The 13,874-nt window shown below is 71.1% G+C and carries 14 protein-coding genes; 5 read left to right on the top strand and 9 right to left on the bottom strand.

The window, feature by feature from the left end:
• Positions 1–246: 246 nt before the first annotated feature.
• The 3 genes from V6V47_RS22515 to hrcA form a co-directional block, all read right to left on the bottom strand.
• Positions 247–981: a 16S rRNA (uracil(1498)-N(3))-methyltransferase gene (locus tag V6V47_RS22515; protein WP_334630289.1), complete on the bottom strand. Its 735-nt coding sequence runs from the start codon at positions 979–981 to the stop codon at positions 247–249.
• A gap of 1 nt (position 982) precedes the next feature.
• Entirely contained in the window at positions 983–2,131 is a 1,149-nt protein-coding gene (dnaJ, locus tag V6V47_RS22520) for a molecular chaperone DnaJ (RefSeq protein ID WP_334630346.1), read from the bottom strand.
• Between the two features lie 75 nt (positions 2,132–2,206).
• Positions 2,207–3,229, bottom strand: coding sequence for a heat-inducible transcriptional repressor HrcA (gene hrcA, locus V6V47_RS22525; RefSeq protein ID WP_334630291.1), 1,023 nt, complete (start codon positions 3,227–3,229; stop codon positions 2,207–2,209).
• Positions 3,230–3,427: 198 nt separating this feature from the next.
• On the opposite strand from hrcA, the gene V6V47_RS22530 reads away from it, so the two are divergent.
• Positions 3,428–4,048 carry a DUF4870 domain-containing protein gene (locus V6V47_RS22530; RefSeq protein WP_334630292.1) on the top strand — a complete coding sequence of 207 codons (621 nt, stop codon included), beginning with the start codon at positions 3,428–3,430 and terminating at the stop codon, positions 4,046–4,048.
• Positions 4,049–4,120: 72 nt separating this feature from the next.
• Here the strand turns inward: V6V47_RS22530 and hemW are convergent, their stop codons facing one another.
• Entirely contained in the window at positions 4,121–5,344 is a 1,224-nt protein-coding gene (hemW, locus tag V6V47_RS22535; protein WP_334630347.1) for a radical SAM family heme chaperone HemW, read from the bottom strand.
• Positions 5,345–5,363: 19 nt separating this feature from the next.
• Here hemW and V6V47_RS22540 point away from each other — a divergent pair, with 19 nt between their 5' ends.
• On the top strand, positions 5,364–6,173 hold the full coding sequence (locus V6V47_RS22540) for an enoyl-CoA hydratase-related protein (RefSeq protein WP_334630293.1): 810 nt from the start codon (positions 5,364–5,366) through the stop codon (positions 6,171–6,173).
• A gap of 75 nt (positions 6,174–6,248) precedes the next feature.
• Here the strand turns inward: V6V47_RS22540 and V6V47_RS22545 are convergent, their stop codons facing one another.
• A complete protein-coding gene (locus V6V47_RS22545) occupies positions 6,249–7,013 on the bottom strand; it encodes an SDR family NAD(P)-dependent oxidoreductase (protein ID WP_334630294.1) in 765 nt (254 codons plus the stop codon).
• Positions 7,014–7,418: 405 nt separating this feature from the next.
• Between V6V47_RS22545 and V6V47_RS22550 the strand changes: the two genes are divergently transcribed.
• The 3 genes from V6V47_RS22550 (at position 7,419) to V6V47_RS22560 (ending at position 9,928) form a co-directional block, all read left to right on the top strand.
• On the top strand, positions 7,419–8,273 hold the full coding sequence (locus V6V47_RS22550; protein ID WP_334630295.1) for a hypothetical protein: 855 nt from the start codon (positions 7,419–7,421) through the stop codon (positions 8,271–8,273).
• 221 nt (positions 8,274–8,494) lie between these two features.
• A complete protein-coding gene (locus V6V47_RS22555; RefSeq protein WP_334630296.1) occupies positions 8,495–9,397 on the top strand; it encodes a phytanoyl-CoA dioxygenase family protein in 903 nt (300 codons plus the stop codon).
• A gap of 174 nt (positions 9,398–9,571) precedes the next feature.
• Complete coding sequence (locus V6V47_RS22560; RefSeq protein ID WP_334630297.1) at positions 9,572–9,928, top strand: hypothetical protein; 357 nt, start codon at positions 9,572–9,574, stop codon at positions 9,926–9,928.
• Positions 9,929–10,012: 84 nt separating this feature from the next.
• Here V6V47_RS22560 and V6V47_RS22565 read toward each other — a convergent pair whose 3' ends face one another.
• The 4 genes from V6V47_RS22565 to V6V47_RS22580 all read right to left on the bottom strand — a co-directional run bounded on the left by V6V47_RS22565 (position 10,013) and on the right by V6V47_RS22580 (position 13,821).
• Positions 10,013–10,654 carry an MOSC domain-containing protein gene (locus tag V6V47_RS22565; RefSeq protein WP_334630298.1) on the bottom strand — a complete coding sequence of 214 codons (642 nt, stop codon included), beginning with the start codon at positions 10,652–10,654 and terminating at the stop codon, positions 10,013–10,015.
• Between the two features lie 67 nt (positions 10,655–10,721).
• Positions 10,722–11,552 (bottom strand): carbohydrate ABC transporter permease, encoded by an 831-nt coding sequence (locus V6V47_RS22570; RefSeq protein WP_334630299.1) that lies wholly within the window; start codon positions 11,550–11,552, stop codon positions 10,722–10,724.
• The gene (locus tag V6V47_RS22575; protein ID WP_334630300.1) at positions 11,552–12,535 is read right to left on the bottom strand and encodes a carbohydrate ABC transporter permease; all 984 of its coding nucleotides are present in this window, start codon (positions 12,533–12,535) and stop codon (positions 11,552–11,554) included. The genes V6V47_RS22570 and V6V47_RS22575 overlap by 1 nt, the downstream gene beginning before the upstream one ends.
• Entirely contained in the window at positions 12,532–13,821 is a 1,290-nt protein-coding gene (locus V6V47_RS22580; protein ID WP_334630301.1) for a sugar ABC transporter substrate-binding protein, read from the bottom strand. The genes V6V47_RS22575 and V6V47_RS22580 overlap by 4 nt, the downstream gene beginning before the upstream one ends.
• Positions 13,822–13,874 lie beyond the last annotated feature (53 nt).

Raw genomic sequence — 13,874 nt, forward strand, 5'->3', positions numbered from 1 at the left:
AGGGGGCCGGCGCGTGAGGGGGCCGGCGCGTGAGGGGGCCGACGCGCGAGGGTGGCGGCGCGCGAGGGGGCCGACGCGCAAGGGGGGCCGACGCCCGAGGGGCCGGCGCGCAAGGGGGCCGGCGCGCGAGGGGGGCGACGCGCAAGGGGGCCGACGCGTGAGGGGGCCGACGCGTGAGGGGGCCGACGCGTGAGGGGGCCGACGCGCAAGGGGGCCGGCGCGCAATAGGGGCGAGGGGTGGGCGGGTTACCAGCGGTCGAGGCGGGTGGAGAGCACGGCGAGCGCCGCCACCCCGGCGGTGGAGGTGCGCAGCACCGCCGATCCGAGCCGGACCGGCCGGCCGCCGGCCTCACGGAACGCCGTCAGCTCGGCTGGGGCGATGCCGCCCTCCGGGCCGATCACCAGGACGATCTCGCCGGTGGCCGGCAGCTCGGTGGTGGTCAGCCGCTCGTCGGCCTCCTCGTGCAGCACGAAGGCGGCGGCGGCCCCGGCGATCCGTCGAGCCACCGTCGCGGTGGACTCGTCCGGCGCACCGGCCACGACCGGCAGCCAGGGCCGGCGGGCCTGCTTGGCCGCCTCCCGGGCGGTGGCCACCCACTTGTCCCGGGCGCGTACGCCCCGGTCGCCCCGCCACTGCGTCACCGAGCGGGACGCCGCCCAGGGCACGATCTCGTCCACCCCGACCTCGGTCATCGCCTGGACGGCCAGCTCACCCCGATCGCCCTTCGCGATGCCCTGCACGGCCACCAGCCGGGGCACGGGCGCGTCCGCGTACCCCCGGGAGGTGACGGTGAGCTCGAGGCTGCCCCGGCCGACGGCGGTGACCACGGCGGCGGCCGTGCCACCTCGACCGTCGGCGAGCAGCAGCTCCTCGCCGACCCGGAGGCGCTGCACGGTGGCGGCGTGGTGCCCCTCGGGGCCGTCCAGGGTCAGCGCGTCGCCGGTGGGCAGCGCCTCGACCAGGAACAGCGGCGCGGACACCTCAGGCGTGCCCGTTGAACGCGTCGCGCATCCGGGAGAAGAAGCCGCCCTGCTTGGATAACTCGGCGACCTCCTCGCCCCGGGTCTTGGCGAAGTCGCGCAGCATCTTCTCCTGGTCGGGGTCGAGCTTGGTGGGCGTCCGCACGTCGAGGTGCACGTAGAGGTCACCCCGGCCGGTGCCGCGCAGGTGCGGAACGCCCCGAGCGCGCAGCCGCAGGGTGCTGGCCGGCTGGGTGCCGGCCTTGACGTCGACGGTCTCCTCGCTGTCCAGTGTCTTGATGGTCAGCCGGGTGCCCAGCGCCGCCGCCGTCATCGGAACGGTGACCCGGCAGTGCAGGTCGTCGCCCTTGCGGGAGTACACGTCGTGCGGCCGCTCGTGGATCTCCACGTAGAGGTCACCGGCGGTGCCGCCGCCCGGGCCCACCTCGCCCTGCTGGGCCAGCCGGATCCGCATGCCGTCCTCGACCCCGGCCGGGATCTTGACGGTCAGCGAACGGCGGGTGCGCACCCGGCCGTCGCCGGCGCAGGTGGGGCAGGGGTGCGGGATGGTGGTGCCGTGGCCCTGGCACACGGTGCACGGCCGGGCGGAGACCACCTGGCCGAGGAAGGTGCGCTGCACCGACTGCACCTCGCCCCGACCACCGCACGCCTCGCAGGTGGCCAGGTGGGTGCCGGCGGCCGTGCCGGCACCGGAACAGGTGGTGCAGAGCACGGCGGTGTCGACGGTGATCGGCGCCTCGACGCCGAAGGCCGTCTCGTGCAGGTCGAGCTCGAGTCGCAGGATCGCGTCGGCACCCGGACGGGTGCGGGGACGCGGGCCGCGGGCGCCACCCGCCGCACCACCGAAGAACGCGTCCATGATGTCCTGGAAGCCGACGAACGGGCCGGCCCCACCCGGACCACCCGGGCCGCCGGCACCGCCACCGCCACCCGGGGCGAGCGGGTCACCGCCCAGGTCGACGATCTGCCGCTTCCGGTCGTCCGAGAGGACCTCGTACGCGGCGTTGATGTCCTTGAACTTCTCCTGTGCCTCCGGGTCCGGATTGACGTCCGGGTGGAACTGGCGCGCCAACTTGCGGTAGGCGCGCTTGATCTCATCGTCGGAGGCTTCCCGGCTCACACCGAGAATGCCGTAGTAGTCCCTGGCCACTGCGTTCCGTGTCCTCATGTTCGTCTCGCGTTGCGCCGGTCGGCGGCCGCAGCCGGCCGCATCGGCCCTGACCGATCAGTTCTGGGCCAGCAACTCGCCCACGTAGCGTGCCACGGCGCGCACCGTGGCGATGTTGCCGGGGTAATCCATCCGGGTGGGGCCCAGCACCCCCAGGCCGCCCACGATGGTGGCGCCCGGGCCGTACCCGGTGCTGACCACCGAGGCGGCGCGCAGGTTGTCGAACTCGTTTTCGTCGCCGATCAGCACCCGGGTCGTGCTCGGCTCGGTCTCGCCGATGAGCTTGAGCAGCACGACCTCCTCCTCCAGCGCCTCGAGGATCGGCCGCAGCGAGCCCTGGAAGTCGAGCAGGCCGCCCCGGGTGAGGTTGGCGGTGCCGGCGAGCGCGATCCGCTCCTCGTGCCGCTCGACCAGCGTCTCGAGGAGCACGGTGGCGAGCGTGGTCATCATCGGGCGCAGCGTGACGGGCGCCTCCTCGACCAGCACCTGCACCAGCGGCGGCGTCTCGGACAGCCGGGCGCCGGCGAGCTTCTCGTTGATCAGCCGGCGCAGGTCGGTGACGTCGTCGGCGGGCACCGGCCCGGGCAGCTCCACGAGCCGCTGCTCCACCCGCCCGGTGTCAGCGATCATGACGAGCATCAGCCGGGTGGTGGAGATCGGCACCAGCTCCAGATGCCGGACCGAGGAGCGGGCCAGGCTCGGGTACTGCACGACGGCCACCTGCCGGGTCAACTGGGCGAGCAGCCGTACGGTGCGGTGCACCACGTCGTCGAGGTCGACGGCGCCGACCAGGAAGCGCTCGATGGCTCGGCGCTCGGCCGGGCTGAGCGGCTTGACCCGGGACAGCCGGTCGACGAAGAGCCGGTAGCCGCGGTCGGTGGGCACCCGGCCGGCACTGGTGTGCGGCTGCCGGATGTAGCCCTCCTCCTCGAGCACGGCCATGTCGTTGCGGACCGTGGCCGGGGAGACCCCGAGCTGGTGCCGTTCGACCAGCGCCTTGCTGCCGACCGGCTCCTGGGTGGAGACGTAGTCCTCGACGATCGCGCGGAGCACGGCGAGCTTCCGGTCGTCGAGACCCATCCTCCGCACCTCCTGTCGCACGTCGGCCGCCGGCACTGTGGGCCGGCGGACCGTCCTGGCACTCGACTGTAACGAGTGCCAGTCTACGTCGGCAGACCCGCTGACGCGATGATCAAGGACACCGGTGTCCGTTCAGCCGGGCCGACCCGGCGGTGTCGCTCTGGTGCGGCGTTGCTACGGGCCCTTACCGTGACAACCATGACTGAACCACCTCGCCCTCCCGGTGCGGGAGACCCCGGCGCGTATCCGCCGGAGCCGACCTCCCCGCCAGCTCCCCCAGCTCCGGCCCCTTCGGCCGAGCCACCCACCGCACCACTGTCCGGGGCACCCGGCCCGGGCGGCTATCCCCCGGCCGGTGGCTATCCGCCGCCCACCGGTGACCAACCGCCGTCGGGCGGCTACCCTCCGCCAGGCGGCTACCCGGCTGGCGGATATCCGACCGGTGGCGCCTACGGCGGTCCCGGTGGCGGCTTCGCCAACAACGAGGACAAGACCTGGGCGCTCGTCGCGCACTTCGGTGGCGCCGCCGGGATGATCATTAGCGGCGGCGTGCTCGGCTGGATCGGCCCGCTGGTGGCACTGCTGGCCCGGGGCAACCAGTCCCCGACGGTCCGGGCGCACGCCGTGGCGGCGCTCAACTTCCAGCTCCTCTGGTCGATCATCGGCCTGGTCGGCTGGATCCTCGCCTGCATCGTGATCGGCTTCATCCCGGTCGCGGCGGCGATCATCCTCGGTGCCGTCTTCGGCATCATCGCTGGCATCAAGGCCAACGAGGGCTCGCTCTACCGCTACCCGCTCTCGGTCAACATGATCAAGTGACCCGGGTCGGCCACTCCCCTGGCCGACCCGGTGCACTGCCGTCCGATCCGCCGGTGGCGGCACCGGGCCCGGTCAGGGGAGCAGGTCGCGCACCACGGCGTCGGCGAGCAGCCGACCGCGCAGGGTGAGCACCGCTCGGCCGGCCGCGTATTCCGGAGCGGCCAGCAGGCCGTCGGCCAACGCCCGCTCGGCACCGGCCCGGCCGGTGGCGTCGAGCACGGCCAGCGGCAGCCCGGTGGCGAGCCGCAGCCGGAGCATCACATCCTCCATGTGCGTCTCGTCGGCCGTGAGCACCTCCCGGGCCAGGCCCGGAGACGCACCGGCGGCGAGCCGCTGGGCGTACGCCGAGGGGTGTTTGACGTTCCACCAGCGCACCCCGCCGACGTGGCTGTGCGCCCCGGGGCCGAGCCCCCACCAGTCCGCGCCGGTCCAGTAGAGCAGGTTGTGCCGGCACCGGGCGTCGTCGGTGCGCGCCCAGTTGGAGACCTCGTACCAGGAGAGGCCGGCCGCGTCGAGGGCGGCCTCCGCGGCCAGGTAGCGGTCCGCGGCGACGTCGTCACTGGGGTACGGGAGTTCGCCGCGACGCATCCGAGCGGCGAGCCGGGTGCCGTCCTCGACGATCAGGGCGTACGCGCTGACGTGGTCCACCCCGGCGGCCACCACCTGCTCCAGCGAGGCGGCGAAGTCCTCCGCCCGCTCCCCCGGAGTGCCGTAGATCAGGTCCAGGTTGACGTGCTCGAAGCCGGCGTCGCGCGCCTCCAGTGCGGCAGCGGTGGCCCGGCCGGCGCTGTGCTTGCGGTCGAGGATCGCCAGCACCCCCGGGGCGGCGGACTGCATGCCGAGCGAGATCCGGGTGTAGCCGGCGGCCCGCAGCAGCTTCAACGATTCCGGGGTGACCGATTCCGGGTTGGCCTCGGTGGTCACCTCGGCGTCGGCGGCAAGCCCCCAGGTGCGGTCGATGCCGTCGAGGATGCGGGCCAGGTCGTCGGCGGGGAGCAGGGTGGGTGTGCCACCGCCCACGAAGACCGTGTCGACCCGGGGCGGTGGGCTGTCGCCGAGCACCCGGGCGGCGAGCGCCAGCTCGGCCAGAACGGTGTCCACGTACCCCTCGCGGCTCGCGCCGCCGCCCAGTTCGGCGGCCGTGTAGGTGTTGAAGTCGCAGTAGCCGCACCGGCTGGCGCAGAACGGGACGTGCACGTACACGCCGAAGCCGCGCGCGCCGACCTGGGCGGTTGCGGTGGCGGGCAGCGATCCGTCGACGGGGACGGTCTCACCATCTGGAAGGACGCCGGGCATGGCCACTAGTGTGCCCGGCATGACCTCTCCCGACGTCCTCGTGCGGGTCGCCACGGCCCGTGGGGTGACCACCCTCACCCTGGACAGCCCACACAACCGCAACGCGCTCTCCACCGGCCTGATGACCCAGTTGCTGGCCGGGGTGGCCGACGCGGTCGCCGACGACGCGGTCCGGGTGATCGTGCTCGACCACACGGGGCCGGTCTTCTGCTCCGGGGCCGACCTGAAGGAGACCGCAGCGGCGTACGCCAGCGGGACGGTGCCGGCCGGCATGCTCGGGGACGTGCTCGCCGCGCTCTGGGAGTGCCCGAAGCCGGTGCTGGCCCGGGTCGCGGGGCCGGCAAGGGCCGGCGGGCTGGGCCTGATCGCCGCCGCCGACCTGGCGGTCTGCGCCGAGGAGGCGACGTTCGCCTTCACCGAGGTGCGGATCGGGGTGATCCCCGCGGTGATCTCGGCGACCGTTCTGCCCCGGCTGCACCCCCGCGCCGCCGCCGAGCTGTACCTGACCGGGGACACCTTCGACGGCCGCCGGGCCGCCGAGATCGGCCTGGTCACCGCCGCCGTGCCGGCGGACGGGCTGGACGCGGCCGTGCGCGGCTACTGCGACTCTCTCGTACGCGGCGCGCCCGGCGCGCTGGCCGGGGCGAAGGAGCTGCTGCGCCGGCCGAGCACCGGCGAGCTGCGCGGCGAGCTGGCTCGGTTGTCCGCGCTGTCGACCGGCTACTTCCTCTCCGACGAGGGGATCGAGGGGGTCACCGCGTTCCGCGCGAAACGATTGGCTCGATGGGTGGCCGCTCTCGACGGAGGTACCGGAGACCAGTCGGCCTGACACCGAGGGTTCAGCTCAGACCGGCCGACGCCGGGACGTCGCCCGTGGGCGGCGGCGTCCCGGCTTCCGGTCCGGTCACCAGGCGGTCGCGCCGCCGTCGACCGGGTAGTTCGCCCCGGTGATGTACGACGCGCGGTCCGATGCGAGGAACACCACCAGTTCGGCGACCTCCTCCGGCTGGGCGAAGCGCTTGAGGAGCGTCTTGCCGGTGATCGCGGCCCGGGCCTCCTGGTTGTCGCCCAGGTCGCGCTCACTGGCCGGGCTGATGATCGGCCCAGGGCTGACCGCCACCGCCCGGATGCCGTGCGGTGCGCCCTCGAGCGCGAGCTGTCGCGTCAGGCCGATGACGCCGGCGTTCGCCGCGGTGTGGCCGACCATCGGGGGGACGTGACCCGCGATCATTCCGGCCATGGAGGCGGCGTTGATGATGACGCCTCCGCCGCGCTGGACCAGGTGCGGCCAGGCGAACTTGGACACGAAGTACGGGATGTCGAGTTCGCCGGTGATGGTGTACCGCCAGTCCTCCACGGAGAAATCGGGCATCGGGCCGAAGCGGAGTGCGGCTGCGTTGTTGTAGACCACGTCCAGCCCGCCGTAGGCGGCCGCAGCGTCCTCGACGAGCTTTCGCACCTGCTCCGTGTCGGTGAGGTCGACCGGCGCGATGCCGGTCATCTCACCGCCCGCGCTGCGGACGAGTTCGACCGTCTCGTTGTTGCCGGCAACCTGAATGTCGGCCCCGACGACCTTCGCGCCTTCGCGCGCGAAGATCTGCGCCGCGACGCGCCCCAGACCGCCGCCGGTGCCGGTGATGAGCACAACCTTGCCGTCGAGCGTTCCCATGGAACTCCTCCTTGCTCCGTGACCCGGTCCGGTCGCCGATGTGTACGACCAGACGGACCAGCGATTGACATGTCAACCGTAGTAAGTCCTTGACCGGTCAACCACTTCCCGAAGCGGTCGAGGCGGTGACACGCACAACAGGTCGAGCAGGCCCGACGCGGCGCGCTCGCCCGGGGCGAGCGGGATCCGCATCAGATGACCCGATTCTCGACGAGCAAGGGTGGGCCGCGAGGCAATACGGGGAGGTGAGACCGCATCCGGAGCGGGAATGCCGTGGATCGGTACGGGTCGGCGCAGCGACCTCGAATCCGTTCGCGCCGGAACACCACGCCCCGAACCGCTCGGACGACCCGGAGGGCGCGGCTGGGGACGTACGCTTGGCGGACTGTCGAGGTGGGGGTGTGAGTGCGAACTCGGGCAACCGTGGCGGGTGGAGTGGTACTCATCCTCGTCGCCGTGATCGCGATCTGGCTCGTCGTACGGCAGGTCGGCGACCGCCTGCAGTTGCCACTGTCGGCACGCAAGTGCACGGTCCAGGCCGACGGTCGGGTCGCCCTCGACGCCGACCAGATGGCCAACGCGGCGACCATCGCGGCGATCGGCGCCCAACGCGGGATGCCCGAGCGGGCGGTCGTGGTGGCGCTGGCCACCGCCTACCAGGAGTCCGGGCTGCGCAACCTCGCCGACGGCGACCGCGACTCGCTCGGCCTGTTCCAGCAGCGCCCGAGCCAGGGCTGGGGCACCGCCGCCCAGATCCGCGATCCGCGCTACGCGGCGAAGCGGTTCTACACGGCGCTCAAGAAGGTGCGCGGCTGGGAGAAGATGCGGATCACCGACGCCGCCCAGCGGGTGCAGCGGTCGGCCTACCCCGAGGCGTACCAGAAGTGGGCCGACGACTCCGAGGTGCTCAGCCGGGCGCTGCTGGGCGACGCCACCAGCGCGGTCGCCTGCACGGTGGGGCGTACCCCGGTGATGCGCGGGGCGGCGGCGGCCGCGCAGCTGACCCGCAACCTGGTGCTGGACTGGGGCTTGAAGGGCACCGAGCCGGCGGATCAGACCGGGCTGGCGGTGGTCGCGGGCGACCAGCGCGACGGCTGGCGGTACGCGCACTGGCTGGTGTCGCACGCGCAGGACCACGGCGTGAAACTGGTGCGCTTCGGCGACCTGGAGTGGACCGCCCGCGACGGCACCTGGGAGCGGGTGGCCGGCGATCCGGGCCCGACCGGCCAAGTGGTGGCCGAGGTGTTCGCCGAGGGGTGACCGGCCCGGATCTCCTTACCGGCAGTCACCGCACAATCGGGCAATGCGCGCCATAAGTCATCATTCACCCCAGAGTTTTCACTCTGTGCGTTAGTCCCGCTGCACATGGTCCGGCCGGGCACCGCCCTCGCCGCACGCCCTCCCCAGCTCCGAGGTAAGCGCGTTACGATCGGCGGCCTGTGCCAGAAACAGATTCACCTCATGGGGAGGGGTACGACGCGGTGTTCGATTACGGCGACCGGACCGGCTACGAACCGATCAGCGACACTGACCGCAAGGAGTTCCACGAGCAGGGCTTCCTCCTGCTGCGCAACGTCCTGACGGAGGACCACCGGGCGGCGCTGGAGGCGGCGGTCGACCGCGTCTACGCGGAGGAGAAGGCCAAGGGCAACACCACGAAGGACGGGACCCTGCACCTGCTGGGCTTCCCGGAGCGGGACGAGCTCTTCGGTGACCTGCTCACCCACCCGATCGCCTTCCCGTACATGTGGGGGCTGGCCGGCTGGAACATCTACTCGCACCACAACCACCTGGACGTCACCCCGCCGGCGCTCGAGCCGGAGAAGCCGTACTGGGGATGGCACCAGGACGGGTACCGGCAGAACTCCGACCCGGAGACGATGGACCCGAACCTCCCCCGGCCGATGTTCTCGCTCAAGGTCGCGTACGTACTCTCCGACCTCTCCGAGACCGGCCGTGGCGCCACCAAGGTCATCCCGGGCAGCCACCTGTGGAACTCGCTGCCCCGGCCCAAGGACCTGAGCGTGCAAAACCCCGACCCGGAGGGCACGGTGGAGATCACCGCCAACCCGGGCGACGCGTTCATCTTCGACCGTCGGCAGTGGCACTCCCGGTCGACGAACCTGTCGAACATCACCCGCAAGATGCTCTTCGTCGGCTACACCTACCGGTGGATCCGCCCGCTGGACGAGCTGCACCCCGACAAGGACGGCGAGTGGTACCGCAACCGCACGCCGGTGCAGCGCCAGCTGCTCGGCGAGGGCACCCACACCGCCAACTACTGGGGCATCAACTGGGACGGGTACGTCGACGACGAGATCCCGCTGCGCAAGGAGCTCAAGGAGCGCGGTCTGCTGGACCGCAGCGTTCCCTGGCTCCGCTGAGCCGCTGACGGGGTCGGACTGCGCTGCAGTTCGGCCCCGCCGCTTTTCTGCTCCCGTGTTCGGGCCTGTTCCGAACACCTCTGGTCCTTCCGGCGAACACTCGACGGCGCTCTACTGGGTCCACCGAGCGATCACGACCGCAGGTCGCTCACCCACGCAGAGCAAGGACGAACCATGAAGCTACTCAGGACACTGGCCATCTCGGGTGCGGCGACCCTGGCTCTCGTTTTCGGTGCGACAGCGCCAGCGAGCGCGGACACCTACTCGTACAACGACTACGGGACCGCGGACTACCGCAGCAACGGCGACTACGTCATCGTGACGCACTGGGACGAATATCCGGGCGGTTGGTCGTCGTACGCGGAGTGGTACACGAGCTATGGCCGGACCGGGACCTGCGGCGAGACCGACTACATCCTGACGTGCAACGAGGACGTGGCGGAGAACCGGTACATCACCATCCGGATCTGCACCCGGGTGGGCAGCCTGGGCAACACGGTCTGCGGCGACTGGGCAACCAGCCGCACCTGACCGGTTTGCCGGCCTGCCCGGTGCGGCCCGGAGCCCTCGGTCACCTCCACCGGCCGAGGGCTCCGGCACGCGTCGGAACTCTGGTCAGGGGCGGCTGGCGAGACGGCGGCGGGCCTTCTCCCGGATCCGCTCCGGCAGCTCCTCCACGTCGAGCAGCCGGGGCAGCAGCTCCGGCTCCAGGGTGGTGGCCCGGAAGACCTCGCCGATGGTCACCCCGTGCGCGGGCCGCTCCACCACCTCGATCGGGTCGCCGGCACCGATCTCACCAGCGCTCAGGACCTGCAGGTACGCCCCGGGCGTCGCCCGCACCGTGAAGCGCTTGATCAGGTCGGGGACGCCCCAGAAGCCGGCGAACGTGGCGCACGGCGTGCGCGGCTTGGTCACCTGGAGCAGAGCCGTGCCGATCGCCCACTGCTCACCGATCACCGCGCCGGTCACGTCGACCGCGTACGTGGTCAGGTTCTCGCCGAAGCCGCCCGGGCGGACGGTCCGGCCGATCGCCGCCGACCACCAGGCGGCGTCCTCCTCGGCGTACGCGTAGACGGCCTGGTCCGGCCCGCCGTGGTGCGCCCGTTCGCCGATGAAGTCGCCGGCCAGGCCGCTGGCGAGCACCGGCACCGGCCCGTCGACCGGCCGCTTGTCGATGCCGCTGCGGCCGCTCGCGTCGCCGGCCCACTCCGCCTCGGTCACCACGCCGAGGTTCACCGCTGCCACCCTGCCCGTCATGACGGCCAGCCTACGGCTGGTCGGCTCGCGACGACGTGGCTGGTCAGCCCCCGAACGATGTGGCTGGTCAGCCCTTCACGGCGCCGGCGACCAGACCCGAGACCATCCGGCGCTGCACCAGCAGGAAGAAGATGATGACCGGCAGGGTGAACAGGGTGGACGCGGCCATCACCGGCCCCCAGTTGGTGTCGTCCCGGCCGAAGAAGAAGGTCATCGCCACCGGCAGGGTGTAGCTGCTCTGGTCGTTGATGAACGTCAGCGCGAAGATCAGCTCGTTCCAGGCCGTGATGAACGAGAAGATGCTCGTCGCCACCAGCCCGGGGGCGACCAGCGGGAAGAGGATCCGGCGGAAGGTCTGAGCCCGGCTGGCCCCGTCGATGGCCGCCGCCTCCTCCAACTCCTTGGGCACGGCGGCCACGAACCCGCGCAGCATCCAGACCGCGAACGGCAGGGAGAAGCCCAGGTACGTGAGGATGAGGCTGGGCAGGGTGTTGTAGAGCCCGAGCCGCTGGATCATCAGGAACAGCGGGATGACCAACGCCTCCAGCGGGATCATCTGCACCACCAGCAGCATGATCAGGAAGCTGGTCCGCAGCTTGAACCGGAACCGGGCCACCGCGGTCGCGGCGAGCAGCGCGACCAGGCCGCTGAGCACCACCGTCGAGATCGCGACCACCGCGCTGTTGAGGAAGAAGTCGGCGAAGCTCACGCCCGGGATCAGGTTGCCGGTCAGGATCTCCCGATAGTGCGCCAGCGTCGGGTGCGCGGGCACCGGCTGCGGAGTGGAGGAGAAGATCTCCTTGCTCGGCTTCAGCGAAGTCGAGATCATCCAGTAGACCGGGAACGCCGCGAAGAGAGCGACCAGCACCCCGGCGCCGTTGAGGGCGAACTTCTTCATCACTCGTCCTCCTGCCTGAGCACCATCCGTACGTAGAAGCCGGTGACCACGAGCAGGATCAGCGTGAGGATCACCGCGATGGCCGCGCCGAGGCCGTACTTCGGCGGTGGCGAGAACGCCTCCGCGTACGAGTAGATCGAGAGCATGAACGTCGGCCGGTCCTGGGTGCCACCGGCCAGGACGAACTGCTGGGTGAAGACCTTGAAGTCCCAGATGGTGGAGAGCACGATCAGGATCCCGAAGACCGGGCGCAGCAGCGGGAAGGTGATCTTCCAGAACACCCGCCACGGGCCGGCGCCGTCCACCCGGGCGGCCTCGTGCAGCTCGCTGGGCACACTCTTGAGGCCGGCGAGCACGCTCACCGCGATGAACGGGAACGAGTGCCAGACCACCACCAGGGTCAGGATGGCGAAGAACAGCAGTGGTGAGTTGAACCAGCCGTAGCCGGTCCAGTCACTGCGCCCGAACAGGCCATTCGAGAGGCCGTCCGGCAGCGCGTTGAACAGCCAGGTGACCAGGCCGCTGGTGTCGTCGAAGATCCATTTCCAGACGATGGTGCCGGTCAGCGCCGGAGTGGCCCAGGCGAGCATCACGCAGCTCGCCACGAAGGTGGCCATCTTGCGGCCGAGCCGGTTGAGCAGCAGCCCGACCAGGGTGCCCAGGATCATCGTGAGCAGCACGTTGGCGGCCGCGAACAGAACCGTGTTGCGCAGGACGGTCAGGAAGAACGGATCGGAGAGGATGTCGGCGTAGTTGCCGAGCCCCACCCACGGCCATTCCCGGTCCCCGCGCAGCTGCCGGACGTTGTTCAGCTTGTAGAAGGACATCACCACCACCTGGCCGAGCGGCCAGAGCAGCAGCACTCCGATGATCACCATCGCGGGCAGGAGCAGCAGATAGGGCAGGCGGTCGACCCGGCGACGCCGCCGCGCGGGGTTCTCCCGCGCAGCGGCCGTCTCCGAGGCTCTTGTCAGTAAGCTCACTTGCTGTTCAAGATGCCTTCCATCTCACCGGCCGCGTCGGCGGTAGCCTTCTCGACCGTCTTCTGACCCTTCATGACCGAGCTGTTCATCGCCTGGGTCACCGTCTTGGTGCGGCTGACCTCCACCCACTTCGGGGTGAGCGGCGTGAGCTTGGTGTTCTGCATGGTGGTCGCGAACGCCGCCATCACCTTGTCGTTGGCGTACGTGCCGCCGGCGACCAGGTCCTGGTAGACCGGGAAGAAGCCGAGACTGCTGGCGAAGCTCTGCGCGTTCTTCTTGTTCAGCAGCACGGTCAGGTAGTCCCAGGCCAGGCTCTGGCGCTCGCTGTCCTGCCAGATCGCCACGTCCGAACCGCCGGCGAAACCGGGTGCCGCCTTGCCGTCCGGGCCGGGGATCGGGAACGTACCCCAGACCTTCGCGATCTCGGGGTTGTCCTTCTTCATGGCCCCCTGCTGCCAGCTACCGGCGAAGGCCATCGCCGCCTTGCCGGTGGCGAACTGGGTGCGGGCGTCGACCTCGTTCCAGCCGGCCGCGGCCGGCGGGGCCACCTTGTGGACGGTCACCAGGTCGGTCCAGTACTTGACCGCCCGCTGCGCCTCCGGGGTGGTGTAGCCGGACTTCCAGGTGCCGCCCTGGTTGCTGGCGATCTCGGCGCCGGCGCCCCAGAGGAAGGAGTAGAACGGCAGCTCGGAGTTGCCCGGCAGCGCGATGCCGTAGGTGCCCTTCTTCTTCGCCTGCACCGTCTTGGCCACGCTGACCAACTCGTCCCAGGTCTTCGGCGGCTGCACGCCCGCCTCGGCGAACCAGTCGGTGCGGTAGTAGATGGCCCGCACGCCGGCGTACCAGGGCACGCCGTACTGCTTGCCGTCGAGCTGTGCGTTCTTGACCAGGTCGGGCAGCAGGTCCTTGCCGTCGGCCCAGCCGCCCATCCGTCCACTCACGTCGGCGAGCGCCTCCTGGGCGGCCCAACCCTGGGTCTCGGTGTTACCCAGCTCGGTGATGTCCGGCCCCTCGCCGCCGGCGAGCGCGGCCTGGAACTTCTTGGGCGCCTCGAGCCAGGGGATGTACTGCACCACCACGTCGGTATCCGGGTGCTTCTGCCGGAACTCGGTCTCGACCCCGTCCAGGAAGGCGTTCTGCGCGTCGCCGCCCTCGCCCATCATCCAGACCGTGAGCTTGCTGTCGTCGACCTTGTCGCCACCATCGGAGCCCCCGCAACCGGTCAGCACCATCGCGGCCGAGGCCACCACGGCAGTGACCGGGGCTAGCCGCTTCCACCTGTTCACGCCACTTCTCCCCTCGCGCCGCCTGGAACTAACCTTCCACGCCGCACCCTAGT

This window comes from Micromonospora sp. CPCC 205539, from assembly GCF_036906815.1.
Taxonomy (GTDB): domain Bacteria; phylum Actinomycetota; class Actinomycetes; order Mycobacteriales; family Micromonosporaceae; genus Micromonospora.

What these genes read in the sequence shown, in the direction of transcription:
- V6V47_RS22540 (WP_334630293.1), top strand. Translation starts at nt 5,364, where the DNA reads ATGACCTCTCCCGACGTCCTCGTGCGGGTCGCCACGGCCCGTGGGGTG.
- V6V47_RS22530 (WP_334630292.1), top strand. Translation starts at nt 3,428, where the DNA reads ATGACTGAACCACCTCGCCCTCCCGGTGCGGGAGACCCCGGCGCGTAT.
- V6V47_RS22560 (WP_334630297.1), top strand. Translation starts at nt 9,572, where the DNA reads ATGAAGCTACTCAGGACACTGGCCATCTCGGGTGCGGCGACCCTGGCT.
- V6V47_RS22545 (WP_334630294.1), bottom strand. Translation starts at nt 7,013, where the DNA reads ATGGGAACGCTCGACGGCAAGGTTGTGCTCATCACCGGCACCGGCGGC.
- hrcA (WP_334630291.1), bottom strand. Translation starts at nt 3,229, where the DNA reads ATGGGTCTCGACGACCGGAAGCTCGCCGTGCTCCGCGCGATCGTCGAG.
- V6V47_RS22570 (WP_334630299.1), bottom strand. Translation starts at nt 11,552, where the DNA reads ATGAAGAAGTTCGCCCTCAACGGCGCCGGGGTGCTGGTCGCTCTCTTC.
- V6V47_RS22565 (WP_334630298.1), bottom strand. Translation starts at nt 10,654, where the DNA reads ATGACGGGCAGGGTGGCAGCGGTGAACCTCGGCGTGGTGACCGAGGCG.
- hemW (WP_334630347.1), bottom strand. Translation starts at nt 5,344, where the DNA reads ATGCCCGGCGTCCTTCCAGATGGTGAGACCGTCCCCGTCGACGGATCG.